At 67.8% G+C, this 19,029-nt stretch carries 19 protein-coding genes and 1 pseudogene; 8 read left to right on the top strand and 12 right to left on the bottom strand.

Annotation, left to right across the window (positions count from 1 at the left end):
• Positions 1–9: 9 nt before the first annotated feature.
• On the top strand, positions 10–798 hold the full coding sequence (locus AP428_RS24485; protein ID WP_011694568.1) for an ABC transporter permease: 789 nt from the start codon (positions 10–12) through the stop codon (positions 796–798).
• On the opposite strand, the gene AP428_RS24490 is transcribed toward AP428_RS24485, so the two are convergent.
• Both AP428_RS24490 and AP428_RS24495 read right to left on the bottom strand, forming a co-directional pair.
• The gene (locus tag AP428_RS24490; protein WP_011694567.1) at positions 789–1,922 is read right to left on the bottom strand and encodes a sigma-54-dependent Fis family transcriptional regulator; all 1,134 of its coding nucleotides are present in this window, start codon (positions 1,920–1,922) and stop codon (positions 789–791) included. The genes AP428_RS24485 and AP428_RS24490 overlap by 10 nt on opposite strands.
• Before the next feature lie 120 nt (positions 1,923–2,042).
• Positions 2,043–2,723 (bottom strand): class II aldolase/adducin family protein, encoded by a 681-nt coding sequence (locus AP428_RS24495; protein ID WP_011694566.1) that lies wholly within the window; start codon positions 2,721–2,723, stop codon positions 2,043–2,045.
• A 376-nt stretch (positions 2,724–3,099) separates the two neighbouring features.
• On the opposite strand from AP428_RS24495, the gene AP428_RS24500 reads away from it, so the two are divergent.
• The 7 genes and pseudogenes from AP428_RS24500 to AP428_RS24530 all read left to right on the top strand — a co-directional run bounded on the left by AP428_RS24500 (position 3,100) and on the right by AP428_RS24530 (position 9,206).
• Positions 3,100–4,383 (top strand): alpha/beta fold hydrolase, encoded by a 1,284-nt coding sequence (locus tag AP428_RS24500; RefSeq protein ID WP_011694565.1) that lies wholly within the window; start codon positions 3,100–3,102, stop codon positions 4,381–4,383.
• Between the two features lie 141 nt (positions 4,384–4,524).
• Positions 4,525–4,815: a co-chaperone GroES gene (locus tag AP428_RS24505; protein ID WP_011694564.1), complete on the top strand. Its 291-nt coding sequence runs from the start codon at positions 4,525–4,527 to the stop codon at positions 4,813–4,815.
• Between the two features lie 12 nt (positions 4,816–4,827).
• Positions 4,828–6,468 (top strand): chaperonin GroEL, encoded by a 1,641-nt coding sequence (gene groL, locus AP428_RS24510; RefSeq protein ID WP_011694563.1) that lies wholly within the window; start codon positions 4,828–4,830, stop codon positions 6,466–6,468.
• Between the two features lie 125 nt (positions 6,469–6,593).
• Positions 6,594–6,911 (top strand): annotated as a pseudogene (locus AP428_RS24515) (LysE family translocator); the annotation flags it as partial.
• A 486-nt stretch (positions 6,912–7,397) separates the two neighbouring features.
• The gene (locus tag AP428_RS24520) at positions 7,398–7,619 is read left to right on the top strand and encodes a hypothetical protein (protein ID WP_011694561.1); all 222 of its coding nucleotides are present in this window, start codon (positions 7,398–7,400) and stop codon (positions 7,617–7,619) included.
• A 132-nt stretch (positions 7,620–7,751) separates the two neighbouring features.
• Positions 7,752–8,273 carry a PTS sugar transporter subunit IIA gene (locus tag AP428_RS24525; protein WP_011694560.1) on the top strand — a complete coding sequence of 174 codons (522 nt, stop codon included), beginning with the start codon at positions 7,752–7,754 and terminating at the stop codon, positions 8,271–8,273.
• 48 nt (positions 8,274–8,321) lie between these two features.
• A complete protein-coding gene (locus AP428_RS24530; protein ID WP_011694559.1) occupies positions 8,322–9,206 on the top strand; it encodes an acetylglutamate kinase in 885 nt (294 codons plus the stop codon).
• Positions 9,207–9,285: 79 nt separating this feature from the next.
• Here the strand turns inward: AP428_RS24530 and AP428_RS24535 are convergent, their stop codons facing one another.
• The 10 genes from AP428_RS24535 to AP428_RS24580 all read right to left on the bottom strand — a co-directional run bounded on the left by AP428_RS24535 (position 9,286) and on the right by AP428_RS24580 (position 18,935).
• Positions 9,286–11,295, bottom strand: a complete 2,010-nt coding sequence (locus AP428_RS24535; protein WP_041489633.1) for a family 2A encapsulin nanocompartment cargo protein cysteine desulfurase — start codon at positions 11,293–11,295, stop codon at positions 9,286–9,288.
• A complete protein-coding gene (locus AP428_RS24540; protein WP_006479760.1) occupies positions 11,270–12,202 on the bottom strand; it encodes a family 2A encapsulin nanocompartment shell protein in 933 nt (310 codons plus the stop codon). The genes AP428_RS24535 and AP428_RS24540 overlap by 26 nt, the downstream gene beginning before the upstream one ends.
• Before the next feature lie 137 nt (positions 12,203–12,339).
• Complete coding sequence (locus tag AP428_RS24545; protein ID WP_006484517.1) at positions 12,340–12,561, bottom strand: helix-turn-helix domain-containing protein; 222 nt, start codon at positions 12,559–12,561, stop codon at positions 12,340–12,342.
• Positions 12,562–12,569: 8 nt separating this feature from the next.
• Positions 12,570–13,508: a serine O-acetyltransferase EpsC gene (gene epsC, locus AP428_RS24550; protein WP_011694557.1), complete on the bottom strand. Its 939-nt coding sequence runs from the start codon at positions 13,506–13,508 to the stop codon at positions 12,570–12,572.
• Positions 13,509–13,536: 28 nt separating this feature from the next.
• The gene (locus tag AP428_RS24555) at positions 13,537–14,007 is read right to left on the bottom strand and encodes a rhodanese-like domain-containing protein (protein WP_011694556.1); all 471 of its coding nucleotides are present in this window, start codon (positions 14,005–14,007) and stop codon (positions 13,537–13,539) included.
• 357 nt (positions 14,008–14,364) lie between these two features.
• A complete protein-coding gene (locus tag AP428_RS24560; protein ID WP_011694555.1) occupies positions 14,365–15,765 on the bottom strand; it encodes an amidase family protein in 1,401 nt (466 codons plus the stop codon).
• Between the two features lie 76 nt (positions 15,766–15,841).
• Complete coding sequence (locus tag AP428_RS24565; protein ID WP_011694554.1) at positions 15,842–16,633, bottom strand: alpha/beta fold hydrolase; 792 nt, start codon at positions 16,631–16,633, stop codon at positions 15,842–15,844.
• 84 nt (positions 16,634–16,717) lie between these two features.
• Positions 16,718–17,065 carry a DUF4148 domain-containing protein gene (locus AP428_RS24570; RefSeq protein ID WP_011694553.1) on the bottom strand — a complete coding sequence of 116 codons (348 nt, stop codon included), beginning with the start codon at positions 17,063–17,065 and terminating at the stop codon, positions 16,718–16,720.
• Positions 17,066–17,349: 284 nt separating this feature from the next.
• The gene (locus tag AP428_RS24575) at positions 17,350–17,892 is read right to left on the bottom strand and encodes a cytochrome P460 family protein (protein ID WP_011694552.1); all 543 of its coding nucleotides are present in this window, start codon (positions 17,890–17,892) and stop codon (positions 17,350–17,352) included.
• Positions 17,892–18,935: an alpha/beta fold hydrolase gene (locus tag AP428_RS24580; RefSeq protein WP_011694551.1), complete on the bottom strand. Its 1,044-nt coding sequence runs from the start codon at positions 18,933–18,935 to the stop codon at positions 17,892–17,894. The genes AP428_RS24575 and AP428_RS24580 overlap by 1 nt, the downstream gene beginning before the upstream one ends.
• Positions 18,936–19,029: the final 94 nt, after the last annotated feature.

Genomic DNA, 19,029 nt, shown 5'->3' on the forward strand with positions numbered 1-19,029 from the left:
CGCTTCGGCATGACCTTCGTTACCCGCGTTGCCTCGCTCGCCCCGCTGCGCCGCCGCGCGCGCGGCCTCGTCGTACCGGCGCTGCTGCTGGCCGCCTGGCAAACCGCCTCGTCCGGCGACGCGGCCCATCAATATGCGTTCGTGCCGCTGCAGCAGGTCGGCGCCGCGCTCGTCGAACTTGCGCGCAGCGGCGAACTCACGACCGATCTCGGCGCGAGCCTGCGCCGCACGACGCTCGGGCTCGGCTTCGGCGTCGCGTTCGGGCTCGTGTTCGGCGCGGCGATGGCGCGCTCGACGCTCGCACGCAAGCTCGGCGAACCGGCGTTCCAGGCGCTGCGCTACGTACCGCTGCTCGGGCTGATTCCGCTGCTGAGCCTGTGGGCCGGCACCGGCGAATTCGCGAAGGTGTTCATCATCGCGCTGGCCGCGTTCTACCCGATGACCACCGCCAGCTTCGACGGATTGCGCCGCGTCGATCCGCGCTACGTCGAACTCGCGCAGTCGTATCGCCTGACCCGCATCGGCCTGTGGCGCGACGTGCTGATCCCCGGCGCGTTGCCCGACCTGTTCGCGGGCGTGCTGCAGGCCGTGCCGTTCGCGTGGATCACCGCGACCAGCAGCGAGCTGCTGTTCAATACGGGCGCCGGCGTCGGCAGCCTGATGCAGAACGCGCAGGCCGGCGCGCGCGCCGACGTGCTGCTGGTGTGCGTGCTCGGCGTGACGGCGTTGGCCGTCGGCATGAGTACGTTATGCGAGCGGATCGCCCAGCGCGCGCTGCGCTGGCGCGATCACGCCTGACGGCGCAGCCGCGCGCCGGTGTCGGCGTCGCCGCCGTCGCCCGCGTCGCGCGGCTTCAGGATGCCGAGCTGCGCGAGCCGGGCACGCACGATGTTGCGCGACTGGTCGAGCAGGCGCGACATCCGCAGCTGGTTGTGCTCGCTGTAGTCGAACACGCTGCGGTACACGGTGTCCTCGATGTGCTGCCACAGCGCCGGCGTGCCGAGATCCAGCAGTTCGATCACCGCGTGGCGCAGCGCGTCGGTCGCTTCGGCCACGTCGCGCGCGCGGCGCGGCGGCGCGGCGGTCGCACCTGGTGCGTCGGCCGGGTCAGGTGCGAGTGACAGCGCGGAGAATTGCAGGTCGCCGACGTCGATCGCGCCGCCTGCGCAGATCAGCACCGCGTGGTGAATCACGTTCTCCAGTTCGCGGATGTTGCCGGGCCATGCATGCGCATGCAGCCGCGCGCGCGCAGCGTCGGTCAGCGTCGGCGCGGCCACGCGCAGCCGCTTCGCGTAGGTGTCGATGAAGTGTTCGATCAGCGGCGCGATGTCGCCGGGCCGCTCGCGCAGCGGCAGCAGGCTCAGCTTCACGACGTTGAGCCGGTAGTACAGATCCTCGCGGAAATTGCCCGCGCGCACCGCGGCTTCGAGATTGACGTTGGTCGCCGCGACGAGCCGCACGTCGATCTTCACGGTCTTGCGCGAGCCGACCGGCGTCACCTCGCGCTCCTGCAGCACACGCAGCAGCTTGACCTGCGCGGACAGCGGCAGGTCGCCCACTTCATCGAGAAACAGCGTGCCGCGATTCGCGGATTCGAACCAGCCGGGCTGGCTGTTGATCGCGCCGGTGAACGCGCCGCGCTCGTGGCCGAACAGCTCGCTTTCGATCAGCGTTTCCGAAAAAGCCCCGCAGTTGACCGCGACGAACGGCCCGTCGTGACGCTCGCTCAGCGAATGCACGAGGCGCGCGATCAGCTCCTTGCCCGTGCCGCTCTCGCCGGTGACGAGCACCGTCGCATCGCTCGGTGCGACGAGCTGGATGCGTTCGAGCAGCACCCGCGATTTGGGATCGTCGAACGTCAGTGCCTTCGCGCGAATCGTGATCGCGTGCGAAGTCGGGTCCGGCAAGCTGAAGATGGCCATGGCACGACCGGCGTGTTGAACGGGGAAGGTTCGACGATAGCAAGGCGCACGCCGGCCACGAACCAATTCATCGAGCTATCGGTATGACGGCGGCCGGATTGCGCCGGCCGCCGCGCGGCATCATGCGAGGCCGGTCATCTTCCATTGCTGTTCGAGCGCGCCCGGCCCGAATTCGAGCGAGCCGCCGAGCGGTTCCGCGAGCGCCTGGAAGTACGCGGCTTCCTCGAGGATCAGGATGTACTTCGACACGTCGAGGATCGACTTGCCCCAGAACGTCGCGCCGCCGTTCGCCTCGATGATCGCCGGCACGTCGGGATCGCGCCGGATCGTGTCGACGATGAAGCGCGGCTCGCCGGGGCGGCGATCGACGTAGACGGGGATTTCGCGTGCCCGCGTGTAGCGCGCGGCCGGCGCGTAACGGATCGGCAGCGGACGATGCGCGCTCGCCCATGCGCCGAGATACGGGCCGTGGACATGAATCACCACGTCGACTTCCGGCACCTCGCGGAATACGCCCGCGTAGCGCGGGCCGTTGCCGCCCGCGCGCGCGTCGCCGTGCAGCACGTCGCCGTCGAGCGTCACGACGACCGGCTGGATCTCCCGCGATGCGGCCCACGGGCTCGGCGCCGACAGCGCGACGACGAGCTCCGTGCCCGGCACGCGCTGAAACGCCTGGAACGTGTTGGTGGCGCTGAGCGTGCGCGTTTCCTTCAGCACGCGCTCGGCCTGCGCGAATTCGCGCGTGGCGCGCTCGACGAATGCCACGAGTTCGCCGCTGTCGATGGCTTGGGTGACGGACATGAGGAAGGTTCCTTGATCGGTTGAACGGATGGGCTCGCGTCGCAACGCCGCGACGCACGGTCGACGAATCAGCAGCAATCGTGCCAGCGCGGCGATGGGCATCTCGAGGGCCGGCTGACGCGGCGCTGGAACGCGATGCCCGACTTGCGGCGTGCAGCCTGCGCCTACGCATCTGTTGCGCAAGCAACAACCTGCCGGCCGGGATTGCTGCACGACACGCAGTCAGTGCGTGTGGACGATGCGCGCGGCATCGATCCATCGCTCCGCCATACCGCGCGTTGCGTACGCAACGACCCCGCTGGTTCGAAACTTGCATCGCACTCGGCCCGCGCCGGCCTTATCCGGCGTATCCGCTCTCACCGACCTTCATCCAGCCATGACGCTTCTTTCCCTGCGCGGCATCGCCGCGCGCACGCTGCTCGTATCGGCACTCGCCGTGTCTTCCGTCGTTTCGCTCGCGGCGTCGCCGGGCCGTGTCCCCGCCCCGGACCCGCTACAAGGCGACGGCCGCGTATCCGCGTTCTACACGTGGGACCGCGACGTTCCGGCCACGCCCGGCGCGCTGCTGCGCACCGAAGCGCTGCCCGCGACGCTCGGGCTCGCGAGTGCCGCGCGGCAATTGCGCATCCTGTACGCGTCGACCGACGGCGTCGGCGGCCGCACGCCGATCGCGGTGTCGGGCGCGCTGTTCCTGCCGCGCGGCACGCCGCCGGCCGGCGGCTGGCCGATCGTCGCGTGGGCGCACGGCACGTTCGGGATGGCCGACATCTGCGCGCCGTCATGGTTCGGCCGCTCGTATCGCGACGTGCGCTACCTGAGCGCGTGGCTTCAGCAAGGGTTCGCGGTGGTCGCCACCGACTATCAGGGGCTCGGCACGCCCGGCCCGAATCCGCAGCTCAACAACCGCTCGAACAGCTACACGCTGCTCGACAGCGTGCGCGCGGTGCTCGCCGGCGTGCCGGGCCTCGCGAACGAGGTCGTGCTGGTCGGCCAGTCGCAAGGAGGCTCGGCCGTGATCGCGGCGGCCGGCTATGCGCCGGTCTATGCGCCCGAACTGGCGATCCGCGCGACCGTCGCGACCGGCACGATCTACAACGCGTCGCGCGCCACGCTCGCATCGCTGCCGAAGTTCGAGACGGCCTACCGGCGCGATCCCGAACGCGTCGATCCGACGCTCGCATATCAGTTCTACTCGGTGCTGTCTGCGCAGCAGATCGACCCGTCGCTGCGCGCCGACGAAGTGCTGACCGATACCGCACTGCCGATTCTCGAACAGTCGCGCATCAGTTGCCTCGCATCGCTCGAGGACGATGCGGCGCTCGCGCAGCTCACGCACGCGAACACCGTGAAGCCGGGCGGCGATGCGCGGCTGAAGGCATGGTGGGACGACTACCTGAAGTACCCGACGCTGAAGATCGCGACGCCCGTTTTCATCGGCGCGGGCGCGGACGACGGGCTCGCGCCGCTCGAACTCGCGCTCGCCAGGGACGCCTGCGCGGCCGGCACGACGGTCGAGGCACACCTGTATGCGGGCCGCGAGCACAACGGCACCGTGAACGCGTCGCTCGCCGATTCGATTCCGTTCGTGAAGCGCGTGCTGGCCGGCGAGACGATCCGCCCGGTCTGTTCGCCGGTCCCGCAGCCCGCCGTGTCGCAATAACGGGCCCACCCGCTTTGCACGACGGCGCGAATGCTTGTGCAAATCCGTTATTGGATCGCGCCGCCGCGCATTTTTATACTCGTCAGCACTCTCTGTTAAAGAGTGCCAGCCAATTTCGACAGAACAGGACAGGACGAAAAAATGAGCCTACGCCCCTTGCACGATCGCGTGATCGTGAAGCGACTCGATCAGGAAACCACCACCGCGTCGGGCATCGTGATCCCCGACAGCGCCGCCGAAAAGCCCGACCAGGGCGAAGTGATCGCCGTCGGCCCCGGCCGCAAGGACACGGACGGCCAGCGCATCGTGCCCGATCTGCAGGTCGGCGAACGCGTGCTGTTCGGCAAGTACGCGGGGCAAGCCGTCAAGGTGGACGGCAACGAGTTTCTCGTGCTGCGCGAAGAAGACATCGTCGCGGTCGTCAATCAATAACGGAGCGCAATCATGGCAGCCAAGGAAATTCTTTTCAGCGACATCGCACGGTCGAAGCTGACCGAAGGCGTGAACATCCTCGCGAACGCGGTGAAGGTCACGCTCGGCCCGAAAGGCCGCAACGTCGTGCTCGAACGCAGCTTCGGCGCGCCCGTCGTCACGAAGGACGGCGTGTCGGTCGCGAAGGAAATCGAACTCGCGGACAAGCTGCAGAACATCGGCGCGCAACTCGTGAAGGAAGTCGCGTCGCGCACCAGCGACGCAGCCGGCGACGGCACGACCACGGCCACCGTGCTCGCGCAGGCGATCGTCCGTGAAGGCCAGAAATACGTGGCGGCCGGGCTCAATCCGCTCGACCTGAAGCGCGGCATCGACAAGGCCGTCGCGTCGGCCGTCGAGGAATTGAAGAAGATCAGCAAGCCGACCACCACGAGCAAGGAAATCGCGCAGGTCGCGACGATCTCCGCGAACGGCGAGGAGTCGATCGGCCAGCGCATCGCGGAAGCGATCGACCGCGTCGGCAAGGAAGGCGTGATCACGGTCGAGGACGGCAAGTCGCTCGCCGACGAGCTCGACGTCGTCGAAGGGCTGCAATTCGATCGCGGCTACCTGTCGCCGTATTTCATCAACAATCCGGACAAGCAGATCGCCGAGATCGAAAGCCCGTACATCCTGCTGCACGACAAGAAGATCTCGAACATCCGCGACTTGCTGCCGGTGCTCGAACAGGTCGCCAAGTCGGGCCGGCCGCTGCTGATCATCGCGGAAGACGTCGAAGGCGAAGCGCTCGCGACACTCGTCGTGAACAACATCCGCGGCATCCTGAAGACGGTCGCGGTCAAGGCGCCGGGCTTCGGCGATCGCCGCAAGGCGCTGCTCGAGGACATCGCGATCCTCACCGGCGGCCAGGTGATCGCCGAGGAAACGGGCCTGACGCTCGAGAAGACCACGCTGGCCGAACTGGGCCAGGCGAAGCGCATCGAGGTCGGCAAGGAAAACACCACGGTGATCGACGGCGCGGGCGATGCGAAGAACATCGAAGCGCGCGTGAAGCAGATCCGCGTGCAGATCGAAGAGGCCACGTCCGACTACGATCGCGAGAAGCTGCAGGAACGCGTCGCGAAGCTCGCGGGCGGCGTGGCGGTGATCAAGGTCGGCGGCGCGACCGAAATCGAGGTGAAGGAGAAGAAGGACCGCGTCGACGACGCGCTGCACGCCACGCGCGCGGCCGTCGAGGAAGGCATCGTGCCGGGCGGCGGCGTCGCACTGATTCGCGTGCGGCAGGCGATCCGCGAACTGAAGGGTGCGAACGCCGATCAGGACGCGGGCATCAAGATCGTGCTGCGCGCGCTCGAGGAACCGCTGCGCCAGATCGTCACCAATGCGGGCGAGGAAGCGAGCGTCGTCGTCGCGAAGGTCGCGGAAGGCACGGGCAATTTCGGCTACAACGCGCAGACGGGCGAGTACGGCGATCTCGTCGAATCGGGCGTGCTCGATCCGACCAAGGTCACGCGCACCGCGCTGCAGAACGCGGCGTCGGTGGCCGGGCTGCTGCTGACGACCGATGCGACCGTGTACGAAGCGCCGAAGGATGCGGCGCCGGCCGCCGCACCGGGCGGCCCGGGTGCGGGCGGGCCGGGGTTCGATTTCTGACGACGCAGCAGCGTGCGCGCCGGTTCGCCGGCGTGCGTGCGGTTGAGTAGGATCGTGCAACGCGTGGCGATGGAAGTCGTCACGCGTTGTGTACTTTGGCGCGACGCAATACGATTGCCGGCGGGCCGATTGCCGCGCCGGCCGCGACGTCCGGCTGGCGCGCGGCGAGAAAAGGCTACGTCGCCAGCATGACGAACCCGAAGTCCGTCGCATTCTACGGCAGTATCTTCGCGCTGAGGGCGCCGGCCCATGCGCCGGCGTGGCTCGATCTGTCGGTCGTCGTGCTGTCGGTCGCGACCCCGGCTGCGTGGTATTGCACGATGGCGCTGCTCGCGTCGCGTCCGTCGGTGCGCCGGTTGCTGGTCCGGCGCAAGGCCGCGCTCGATACGGCCGCCGGACTGTTGCTGATGGCAGTGGGTGGGCGGATGCTGGCCGGACGTTGATTCGCGGCGTACTCGTCCGTCTCGAACGCTCACCGGCCATACCGGCCCGACGCCCCCCGTCTCCGGCGCGTGCGTAACCGGATTCACGCACCTTTACGACCTTTTTACTTGCGCCCGCGCATCCGTTCGCTAGAATGGATTCGCCATCCACTACCGAGCACGCGCCATGCGCATCCGAAGTCCTCGTCCTCCGGGTTGCTTCTCCGCCTGACAGGCCGGACGCCTGCGTCTCCTTCCCGAGCCACCGTCCCGCCGACAGGCGGACGGTGCGCGCCGTGGTCCTTCCCGTGCATGCTTGAACACGACGTCGATTCGGTCGTCCCGCATCGCACATCGCAATGCGTGCGACACGTTCCGCGTAACGGCACGACATCGGTCTGCCGATCCGATCCATTTATTTTGCATCACTGATTTTATTCACGGGGATTCTCGCTTCCGAAGCCGCGCGCGCCCCGTCTCGATCGTCTTTCATACAGGAGCAATGGAATGATGCTGGGCTTGACGTTCTGGAAACACGTGATCGGCGCGCGAACCCATGCTCTGCGCGAGGACCGGACGACGGCGCACGGCCGACACCGCCGGGTGTCGAGAACGCTCGTGCTGGCGAGCGCCATCATGGCGTTCGCGGCAATCGCATTCGGCGCGCCGGTCGTCGGCATTTCAGTGTTTCTGCTGACGACGCTGCCGTTCGTGCTGTCGGGAACCTGAGGGCGTCCGTATCGCGCGCGGCGGCATCGGCGCTCGATACGAGATTTTAATGCCCGGCCCCCGCGTATCTGACACCGTCTTTACGCGGGTTTGTCTAGGATTCCCCTGTCATCCCGACACGGAGAGATCCGCATGCAAACGCATCAGGCCGCCGTCGACGGCCAATCCGACCGCCCTCAGCAACGCGGTGGCACGCCGTTCGCGACCGCGCTCGCCGACGCCTGTCCGCCGGACAATATCCTGCTCGACGTACCGGTGGAAAGTGCGATCCAGTTGTTCGACCTCGTCGCTCACCATGTCGCACGCGACAGCGGCGTATCCGCGGAACGGATCCGGGCCGAACTGATCAAGCGCGAACAACTCGGCTCGACCGGCCTCGGCCAGGGCGTCGCGATTCCGCATGCGCGCGTCGACGGGATCGGTTCGGCTGTCGCGCTGTTCGTCCGCGCGCGATACCCGTTCACGTTCAACGCGCCCGACCGCAAGCCCGTGCGCGAATTCGTCGTGCTGGTGCTGCCGCACGCGGACGACCGTGCACACCTCGAACTGCTCGCCGACGCCGCGCGATGGTTCAGCGAACGCGCGATCCGGCAAGCGTCACGCGACGCACAAACGCCCGACGAGATTCGCCGACTCATGCAACGCACTGTTTGATCGAGCGTCGCGCAACGACAGGTATCCCCTTCATCCTTTCGAACGCCAATGTTCCCAGACCCTGACACTCCCACTCGACGCGTGGCCGGCTTGGCCCGCTCACTGCCATTCATGCAGGCGCTGCACGGACAGACCGTCGTCATCGTCGACGGTGGTGCCGCCAGCGACGTCCACACGCGCTCGGCCTTCGCGCAGGATGTCGCGCTGCTCGCGCTCACCGGCATCCGTCCGATCGTCGTCCAGAGCGCGCCGTCCACGTCCGGTACGCAATCGATGCACACCGTGCACGCCGCCATGACCGGCATCAACCATGAACTCGCGCGCCTGATCGGCAGCCACGGCGCGCGGGCAATCGGCATCGACGGTCACGACGGCGGCCTGCTCGTCGCCAGCGCCGTACCCGACAGCGCGAACACGAGCATGGTCGCGCGGTTCGACGTCACCGCGTTGAACGCGTTGCTCGACAACGGACTGGTGCCCGTCGTGATGCCGGTCGCACCGGACGACGCGGGTCGCGACTGCCTGCTGCGCCCTGAACGGCTCGGCAGCCTGCTCGCGCAACGCACGTGCGCCGTCTCGTTGGTGATGATGGTCGACAAAGGGTTGCTGCACGAACTTGGCGAGCTCGCCGGGCTGTACGGCATCACGGAGCTGGAGCAATGGCTCGCCGAGCATCCGGCCGCCGACGCGGCGCCGTGCGTACGGGACGCGCTCGATGCGCTCGCACACGGCGTGCAGAATGTCCATCTCGCCGATATCGGGCAACCCGAATCGCTGATCGACGAGCTGTTGACGGAGGAGGGATCGGGGGTCGTGTTCTGCCGACGCGGCAACACCGATCTGCTGTCGGAGATCCGCCGCTACTTCGCCGATTCGGCGTGCGTGCTGCGTGACGGGTTCAGTGTCGAGCAGAAGCCGGTCGTGCGTTTCTGAGCGCGTAACGTCAAAACGCTTGCGGCGGCCCGCAAAGGCCGCCGCAAGCGGGCAACATCAAATCAGCACAACGACAACGTCAGCGCCGCGCCGCCAGTCTCCTGACGACACTCACCAGCGCATCGACTTCATCGCACGTGTTGTAGAACGCGAGCGACGGCCGCACCGTGGCTTCGAGCCCGAACCGCCGCAAGATCGGCTGCGCGCAGTGATGCCCCGAGCGCACCGCGATGCCCTCTTCGTTCAGCGCCTGCCCGACTTCCTCGGTTTCATAGCCCTTCAGCACGAACGACAGCACGCTCGCCTTGTCGCGCGCGGTACCGACGAGCCGCACGCCCGGCACCGGCGCGAGCACGCTCGTCGCATACGCGAGCAGATCGTGCTCGTAGCGCGCGATGTTCTCGATGCCGACACGGTTCACGTAGTCGAGCGCCGCGCCGAGCCCCACCGCATCCGCGATGTTGCCGGTGCCGGCTTCGAAACGGTTCGGCGGCGGCTGGAACACCGTGCGCTCGAACGTCACGTCCGCGATCATGTTGCCGCCACCCTGCCACGGCGGCATGTCGTCGAGGATCGCGCGCTTGCCGTACACCACGCCGATCCCGGTCGGCCCGTAGATCTTGTGCCCGGAGAACACGAAGAAATCCGCATCGAGCGCCTGCACGTCGACACGCATGTGCGAGATCGACTGCGCACCGTCGACCAGCACCTTCGCGCCCGCGCGATGCGCAAGCTCGACGATCTCCTTCACCGGCACGACCGTGCCGAGCGCGTTCGACACCTGCGTGACCGACACGATCTTCGTGCGATCGTTGAGCAGCTTCCGGTATTCGTCGAGCAGTACCTGCCCCGAATCGTCGACCGGAATCACGCGCAGCTTCGCGCCCTTGAGCGCGGCAAGCTGCTGCCACGGCACGATGTTCGCGTGATGCTCGAGATGCGACACGACGATCTCGTCGCCTTCGCCGACGTTCTGCACGCCCCACGTCTTCGCGATCAGGTTGATCGCCTCGGTCGTGCCGCGCACGAACACGATCTCGTCGGGCGACGATGCGCCGATGAAGCGCTGCACCGTTTCCCGTGCATGCTCGTACGCATCCGTCGCGCGGCCGGCCAGTGCGTGCGCCGCGCGGTGGATGTTCGAGTTCTCGTGTGCATAGAAGTACGCGAGGCGGTCGATCACGGCCTGCGGCTTGTGCGTCGTCGCCGCGTTGTCGAACCAGACGAGCTGCTTGCCGTTCACGCGCTCCTGCAGGATCGGGAAATCCCGGCGGATCGCGTTCACGTCGAACGGCGGATGAGCGCCGCGATACAGCTGGCCTTGCGGCTCGGCTGCGTGCGAGTCGTCGATGAAATAACGCGGCACGTCGGCGCCCGATGCGCCCGATGCATGCGACACCCGCACGTCGCGCTGCACGGCGAGCAGCGCGCGCAGCGCGTCGTCGCCCGGCAACCCGAACGCTTCCGGCGACGCGAGGCCGTTCGACGGCACGACGATGTCCTGCGGCGTCCCCTGCCAGCCCTGCAGCGAACCGTCGGTGAAGTAGTACGGCGACGCCTTCGCCGCGCCTTCCGGCGCCGGCGCATTCACCTGCGGCACGCCGAGCGCCGCGCCGCCGACGCGCGGCTCCAGCGCGGGCGCGATCGATACGACGTTGTCGGGCAACCCGTTCTGCGCGGCCGCATGCGGCGCGAGCGCGGGTGCGCGGTTGCCGAGCGACAGCACGTGCGTCGGCGCGGACGGCGCGAGGTTCGCGCCCGGTACCTTGCCTTGCGGCAGCGCGAGCCCCGGTACGCCGGTGCCCGCCCCGCCCGGGCCCGCGAGCGGCGAACCGCCCGGCACCGGGTTGCTCACCGACGCGAGAATCGGCGCCGCCGCGGGCAAGGCCGACGGCACGCCGCCGACCGCGCCGCTGCCCGCCGACAACCCGGGCGCGGTGGCCTGCCCGGGCGGCGTCGCGAAGAACTCGGACGCGAGCCGCGCGAGCGTCGCCGGGTCGGGCAAGCCGGCCGGCAGCGGCGCATGCGGCAACGCGTGCGCGTCGCCGCCGGCCAAGCCGGGATTAACGGTAGGTGTCGGGATAGTCATGGAACTTGGCGATTTCGACGTCATCGAGGACAGCCAGCGCATCCGGCGAATGGACCGCGAGCGAGCAATACAGCGAGATCAGGTACGACGCGATCGCCTGGTTGTTGATCCCCATGAAGCGCACCGACAGGCCCGGCCCCTGCTCGCCCGCGACGCCCGGCTGATACAGGCCGACGACACCCTGACGCTTGTCGCCGACGCGCAGCAGCAGGATCTTGGTCTTGCCGTCCGCGACCGGCACCTTGTCCGACGGAATCAGCGGAATGCCGCGCCACGTGAGGAATTGCGAGCCGAACAGGCTGACCGTCGGCGGCGGCACGCCGCGCCGCGTGCATTCGCGGCCGAACGCGGCGATCGCGAGCGGGTGCGTGAGGAAAAACGCCGGCTCCTTCCACACCTTCGTCAGCAGCTCGTCGAGATCGTCCGGCGTCGGCGCGCCCGTCAGCGGGAAGATCCGCTGTTCGTCGGTCACGTTCGCGAGCAGCCCGTAGTCGGGGTTGTTGATCAGCTGGCTTTCCTGCAGCTCCTTGATCGTCTCGATCGTCAGGCGCAGCTGTTCCTTGATCTGGTCATGAGGACTGCTGTAAAGATCGGAGATCCGCGTATGCACGTCGAGCACCGTGCTCACCGCGTTCAGGAAGTACTCGCGCGGCTGTTCCTCGTACGGCACGAACGTCTGCGGCAGCACGCTTTCGTCCTCGAGCTGCGTGCACGCGGCGCGCACGGCTTCCGGGTTCTTCACCTGGTTCAGGCGATAGATGCCGGCCTCGACCGGCACCCATTGCAGCAGATGGGTCAGCCAGCGCGGCGTGATCGTGGAAAGCTGGGGGACGGTCTTGGTAGCGTTCGCTAGTTGGCGGGCGGCGTGATCGCTCAGCGCAGCCGTGCCGCTTGCAACGGTCGACATGTGTGGCTCCGGGTTCTTAAGATGAAAAACGGGATTGCTTATGACGCTGGGTGATTATCGGAAGCACGCCCCTACCGGCTCAACATGCTATAGCCGTCAGGTCATGCCCCCGAAAGGGGAAACGATGCGGCGCGACCTCAGGTGACGTACGCGCCCGGCAGCAGCGTCGAGATCGACACGTCGAACGCGCGCGCGATCTTGTCGGCCGTGACGATCGACGCGATCGCCTCGCCGCGCTCGATCTCGCCGACGTACGAGCGGTTCAGCCCGGCATGCTCGGCCAGTTGCTCCTGCGACCACGTGCGCGCTTCGCGCAGCTTGCGCACGGTGGCGCCGAAGTGATGGATGAGGTCGCTCATCGCGCCTCCTAGGCGACGCGCGCCGCCGTGCGCGGCGCGGCGTTCGCTTCGCTGCGCAGCACGGCCTGCGTGACGTTTTCGCCGGCCGGCACGTCCTGCGTGAGCCACACGTTGCCGCCGATCACCGCGCCGCGCCCGATCGTCACGCGGCCGAGGATCGTTGCGCCCGCATAGATCACCACGTCGTCCTCGACGATCGGATGGCGCGCGAGCCCCTTCTCCAGATGGCCGGCCGCATCGCGCGGGAAGCGCTTCGCGCCGAGCGTGACGGCCTGATACACGCGCACGCGCTCGCCGATGATCGCCGTCTCGCCGATCACGACGCCCGTGCCGTGGTCGATGAAGAAGCCCGCGCCGATGCGCGCGCCCGGATGAATGTCGATGCCCGTTTCCGCATGCGCCTGCTCGGCGATGATCCGCGCGAGCAGCGGCAGGCCGAGCCCGTACAGTTCGTGCGCGAGCCGGTGATGAATCATCGCGAGGATGCCCGGATAGCACAGCAGCACCTCATCGACGCTGCCGGCCGCCGGATCGCCGTGGAATGCCGCCAGCACGTCGCTGTCGAGCAGCCGGCGAATCTCCGGCAAGCGCGCGGCGAACGCCTGCACGGCCTTCGACGCGACTTCGTCGAGGTTGTCTGCCGGCCCGTCGGCATTGCGGTGACGCGCCGCGTAGCGCAATTCGAGCGTCACCTGCGTGAGCAACGCATTCAGCGCCGCGTCGAGCGCGTGGGCCACGTGGAAGTTCTCGCTTTCCTGCCGCAGGTCGGGCGGCCCGAGCCGCATCGGGAACAGCACGCCTTTCAGTGCGCCGACGATCTGCGCGAGCGCTTCGCGCGCCGGCAAATCACGCCCGCCGGGTTCGAGCGAACGCCGCTGCTTTTCGCGCCATGCGCGACGCACCGTCTGCAGCGATTGAACGATGTCGTCGATATCGAATGCGGCCATGCTGCTTTCTCCCCGTAACCGCCGTGAATCAATCCTGCGCCCAAGGCAGGCCGCGGAAGCGCCAGCCGTTTTGGCCGCCGCGATGCTGCCGCTCGTCGAGGTCGCCCTCGAAGCCTTCGAGCACATTGAAAACCTGCGTGAAACCGCCCTTCGCCGCGGCCTCGGCCGCCTGCGCCGAGCGGTTGCCGCTGCGGCACAACAGCAACACGACCGCGTCCTTGCCGGTCTTCGCTTCCAGTTCGCGCACGAAGCGCGGGTTGCGCGTCAGGCTCGTGCCGGTCGCCCACGGCACGTGCAGCGACTCCGGCACGTAGCCGACGAATTTCCGTTCCTCAGCCGTGCGCACGTCCACCAGCACGGCGTCGCCCGCCGAAAACAACGCCCACGCGGTTTCCGGCGCAACGCCGCCCGCGTAGGGCTTGCCAGCCGCCAGGGCCGCCGCGCGCGCGTCTTCGAGCGCCTGCTGCGCAGCGGTTCGTTCTTCCAGTTCAACCGTCATGACACTTCCTTGTATTCTCAGATTCGTATGAACAAAGACACCGGGAATGCGGCTGTTGCAGCTTGCGTGCTGTCTATAGCCGTCAACGCCACTATGCGAGTGCGGCCGGGGAAGCAGAACCAATAAAAATTCATTTCCTAATCAGCGCCGCGGGGAATGCAATAGCAGACGCGCGCTATTGGTGCGCGGTTGATGGTGGGTTGGAAAGGGAGGACGAGGGCCGTTCGATGGCGTGTATCGAAGGGGTTTGAAAGGAAGGGGAAGAACGATCAGCGCGGCATTCGGCGCGTCGTCATGGAATCCGAAATGCGCCGGCGAAGCCACCGAGCCTCGCCGATGCATGGGTTCTTCAGGATGTCATACCACCGGGTCGACCGGCACAACCGGCACCCCACGCGCCTCGATATCGCGCCCCGCAAGCAAACACAGATCCTCGCGATGATGCGTCGCGACCACCTGCACGCCCACCGGCACGCCGTTCACGAGCGACGTCGTGACCGCCAGCCCCGGCAGTCCCATCGCGGGTAGCGCGCGCAACGTGAGCTGCGCTTCCCACACGCGATCGAACCCTTCCGGCCCTTGCCGGTCGAGATCGTCGGGAAACGGCAGTTCCGATGAAACGGGCAGCAACAGCACCGGATATTCATCTAGAAACAGCCGCCATTGCCGCGTCAACGTCGTGCGTCGAACCAGCGCACGGCTGATCACATCCGCCGGCAGATCGCGCACCTTGCTGCGCACGGCGGCGATCACCGCAGCCGCGCCCGGATCGCCGTCTTGCTCCGCGGCATTCGCCAGCGCGTCGAAACCATCGCCGAGCCACAGCTGTTCCTGCAGCAGCGCAGCCTCGCGCATCGGCGGCGTATCGTCGATCTCGTCGACGGTCCAGCCCGCATCGACGAGCCGACGCGCGGCATCGCGCAACGCAGCCTCGACTTCGGGCACGACCTCCAGGCCGCGCGGACGCACGCACAGCGCCGCGCGCTTCGGCACCTCGCGCCCGTCGAACGGCACCGCGGCGTGCCACGGATCGCGCGGGTCCGGCGCGGAGAACGCCCGCAGCGCGAGCGAGAGATCGTCGATCGTGCGCGCGATCGGCCCGGCCGCCGACATCAGTTGCGCGCCGATCGCCCGCTCCGGCGACGATGCATTGAACGCCGGCACGCGGCCGAGCGACGGCCGGATCCCGTGCACGCCGCACGCATAGGCCGGGTAGCGCACCGAGCCGCCGATGTCGGTGCCGACCGCGAGCGGGCCGATCCCGGCCGCCACCGCCGCCGCCGCGCCGCCGCTCGATCCGCCCGGCGTCAGCGACGGATTGCGCGGATTGCGCGTGTGACCATGCACGCGATTCGACGTGAACCAGCGCAGTGCGAACGTCGGGGAATTGGTGCGGCCGAGCAACACCCCGCCAGCCTTCCGGATGTTCGCGACCACCGGGCTGTCGGCACGCGCGATCAGGTCGCGCTGCAGGCGGGTGCCGTTGGTCGTCGCAAAGCCGGCCTGATCGACGTTGATCTTCACGGTGACGGGGACGCCCGCGAGCGGCCCCGGATCGTCGCCGCGCGCGATCGCACGATCGACTTCGTCGGCCTGCCGCCGCACGTCGTCGGGACGATGTTCGACCACCGCGTTGATCGCCGGATTCACGGCATCGAGACGATCGAGCACCGCGTCCGCCACTTCGCGCGCCGATACGTCGCGCTGCCGCACGCGTTTCGCGAGCTCGGTTGCCGACAGTTGCCAGAGTTCGGTCATGACTTCTCCTGGTGAAAAGACATCACGATCACGCGCGGCGCCGCACCGCCTCACGACAGCGCGGCGCCGCATTCGCTCACTGCGTATCCTGCTTCGCGCGCTCGGCGGCGGCAATGATCGCGTCGGCCACGGCCTTCGGCTGGCTCAGCATCGCGACGTGGCTGGAATTCACGCGCGTGACCGTCGCGCCGATCCGCTTCGCCATCGCTTCCTGCAGCGCCGGATCGATCATCCGGTCCTGCGTCGCGACCACGAACGTCGACGGCTTCGCATGCCACGCGGCCTGCGTGATCTTCTCCGAGATGCACCCGCCATACCACGGCCCTTGGGTCGCGGCAACGAGACGCTGCTGCGCGGGCGGCAGATCCGGCGCGAAATCCTGCGCGATCGCCTTGTCCGACAGCCGCGCGAAACCGCCCGCGTCCTTGCGCAGCTCACCCGCCCATGACGGCGCCGGCAACCCCTGCGTGACGTCCGCGATCGACTGGCCGTTGTCGGGCGCGAACGCCGCGACGTATACGAGCGACTTCACCTTGTCGTCGTTGCCCGCATCGCTGATCACGACGCCGGCCCACGAATGGCCGACCAGCACGACCGGCCCCTTCTGTTCGTCGATCGTGCGCTTCGTCGCGGCCGCATCGTCGGCGAGCGAGCTCAGCGGATTCTGCACCGACACCACGTGCAGGCCACGCGCCTCGAGCAGCGGAATCACGCGGTTCCAGCTCGACCCGTCGGCGAACGCGCCATGCACGAGCACGACGTTGGTGCCCTTCAGGTCTTCCTTCGGCGCGGCCTGCGCCGCGACCGCGCCGAACAGTCCGCCGATCATCGCGGCGGATACCAGAGCGCGTTTCATCAAACCGGCCATCGTCATGCTCCTTTCTTTATCGTGTCATTGAAGTGAAGTGCTGTCTGAGCGGCCGCGCCTGCATGCGGCAGGCGCGACACGAGATCACGAATGCGCGTACAGGTCGTCGGCGGCGTTGCGTGCGGCACGCGGCTGCGCGGCATCGCGATGGCCGGCCGGCGTCGACGCATCGGCCACGTTGTCGTCTTGCGACTTCGACGGGCCGTTCTGGTCGGAACGCGCGACCTGCTCGGCAGCCGCGACGGCATGCTCTGCGGCGGCGATGTCGTCCGGGTAATGCGCTTCGCTGCCGGCCGGGTTGTAGCCGGCCTTCTCGAGACGGATGAGGTCGGCGCGCACTTCGGCACGCGTGAGGCCGTGGCCGGTATCGGCGAACGACAGTGCGGGTGCGACGGCGAGAACGGCAACGGCGAGGATTCGAGCGGCTTTCATGAGATTTCTCCTTGAACGAAGTTGGGTGGTCGATCACTTAGGCATCCGGTGCGAACGTCTGGCGCCGAACGTTTGCTGCATGTCGACAGTAGAACCCGCGCACGTATCCGGCATGTTTCCGAAACCGGGCTTTCTGCATGCCAGTTTTTCAGGACCGGCCGCAGATACAGAGCGATACAAACCCGTTTGACGAGGGGATTCGTTTCGCCTCGCGCTACGCACCACGAAAAAAGGCGTGCCTCGCGGGGCACGCCTTTCCTTCGCCTTCACACCGCCGTGTCACGTCACGGCGCGAGCCGCGTGAACACGTAGTCGTGGTTCTTTACCCGCGCCTGATGGCACGCAAAGCACGTCTGATGCTGGCCGATGTCGGCCGGCACGCCGTTGACGAAGCGCCCGAATCCCCAGCCGCCCGTCGCTGCGTAACGGCGTGAATCCTTCACCATCACCTGCACGGTCGTCGCCTGGCCGGGCACCGTCGCGGGCGCGAACTCGTCGGACTGCTTGCGCTTGTACGCGAGCTTCACGAGGATCGTGCCGTCCGGAAACGGCAGCGTCGCCTGTTCGAGCGCGCGGATCGCGACCGGGTTGCCGAGCACCACGCGCAGCTCGTCGAGCGGGGCGGCCTCTTCGGCCGGCGCGACCATCTCCCACTTCCGGTAGCCGGGCGGAATCGTCACGCCGTAGATCGGCGACGCGGCCGCGGCCGGTTTCGGCTGTTCCGCGAACGCGGCCGGACCGCTCGCCGACCACGCGCCGGCCAGCAGCACACCCGCGACGAGCGCACGACGCACACCGTGCGGCCCCAGCCCTACACGGGCCCGCATCACAGATGCTCCACTTGCAGGACCGCATCGGCGAAAGCCTGCGGCGCTTCCTGCGGCAGGTTGTGGCCGATGCCGCCGGTGATGGTCCGGTGCTGATACTTGCCGGTGAACTTCTTCGCGTACGCGGCCGGCTCCGGATGCGGCGCGCCGTTCGCGTCGCCTTCCATCGTGATCGTCGGCACGGTGATCGCAGGCGCCGCCGCGAGACGCCGCTCGATGTCGTCGTATTGCGCTTCGCCCTTCGCGAGCCCGAGACGCCAGCGATAGTTGTGGATCACGACGGCCACATGATCTGGATTCCGGAACGATGCGGCCGAGCGCGCATAGGTTTCGTCGGAGAACTGCCACTTCGGCGACGCGAGTTGCCAGATCAGCTTGTTGAACGCCTCGCGGTTCTGCGCGTAGCCGAGTTCGCCGCGCTCCGTCGTGAAATAGAACTGATACCACCACTGGAATTCGGCCTGCGGCGGCAACGGCTTGGCGTTCGCCGCCTGGCTGCCGATCAGGTAGCCGCTCACCGACACCAGCGCCTTCACGCGCTGCGGCCACAGCGCCGCGATGACGTCGGCCGTGCGCGCGCCCCAGTCGTAGCCGCCGAACACCGCTCGGTCGATCTTCAGCGCGTCCATCAGCGCGACGATGTCGATGGCCGTCACCGCCTGCTGGCCGTTGCGTACCGTGTCGGCCGAGCGGAACGTCGTCGAGCCGTAGCCGCGCAGATACGGCACGATCACGCGATAGCCGGCCGCGACGAGCAGCGGCGCGACGTCCGCGTAGCTGTAGATGTCGTACGGCCAGCCATGCAGCAGGAACACGACGGGGCCGTTCTTCGGGCCGAGATCCGCATACCCGACGTTGAGCACGCCCGCGTCGATCTGGTGGATCGTGCCCAGCGACGCGACGCCGGCCGGGCGCTTCGCCGCGGATGCATCGGGCGCCGACTGCGCCTGCGCGAGTGCGCTGAAGCCGAGGTCGGCGAGGCTCAGGCTCGCCAGCGTCGAGCCCAGGATCAGGCGGCGGCGGGTGTTCACGGTATCAGGCATGACTCGTTCTCCATTGTCGATCGCTAAGGAAAGGGCCCGCGGCACGTGCGGGCAATCGGTTCTCGCCATTCGCAGCGGCAGCGCATGGCACCGC

Origin of the sequence: Burkholderia sp. E168m22, assembly GCF_001319805.1 — a bacterium.
Classification (GTDB): Bacteria; Pseudomonadota; Gammaproteobacteria; order Burkholderiales; family Burkholderiaceae; genus Burkholderia; species Burkholderia orbicola.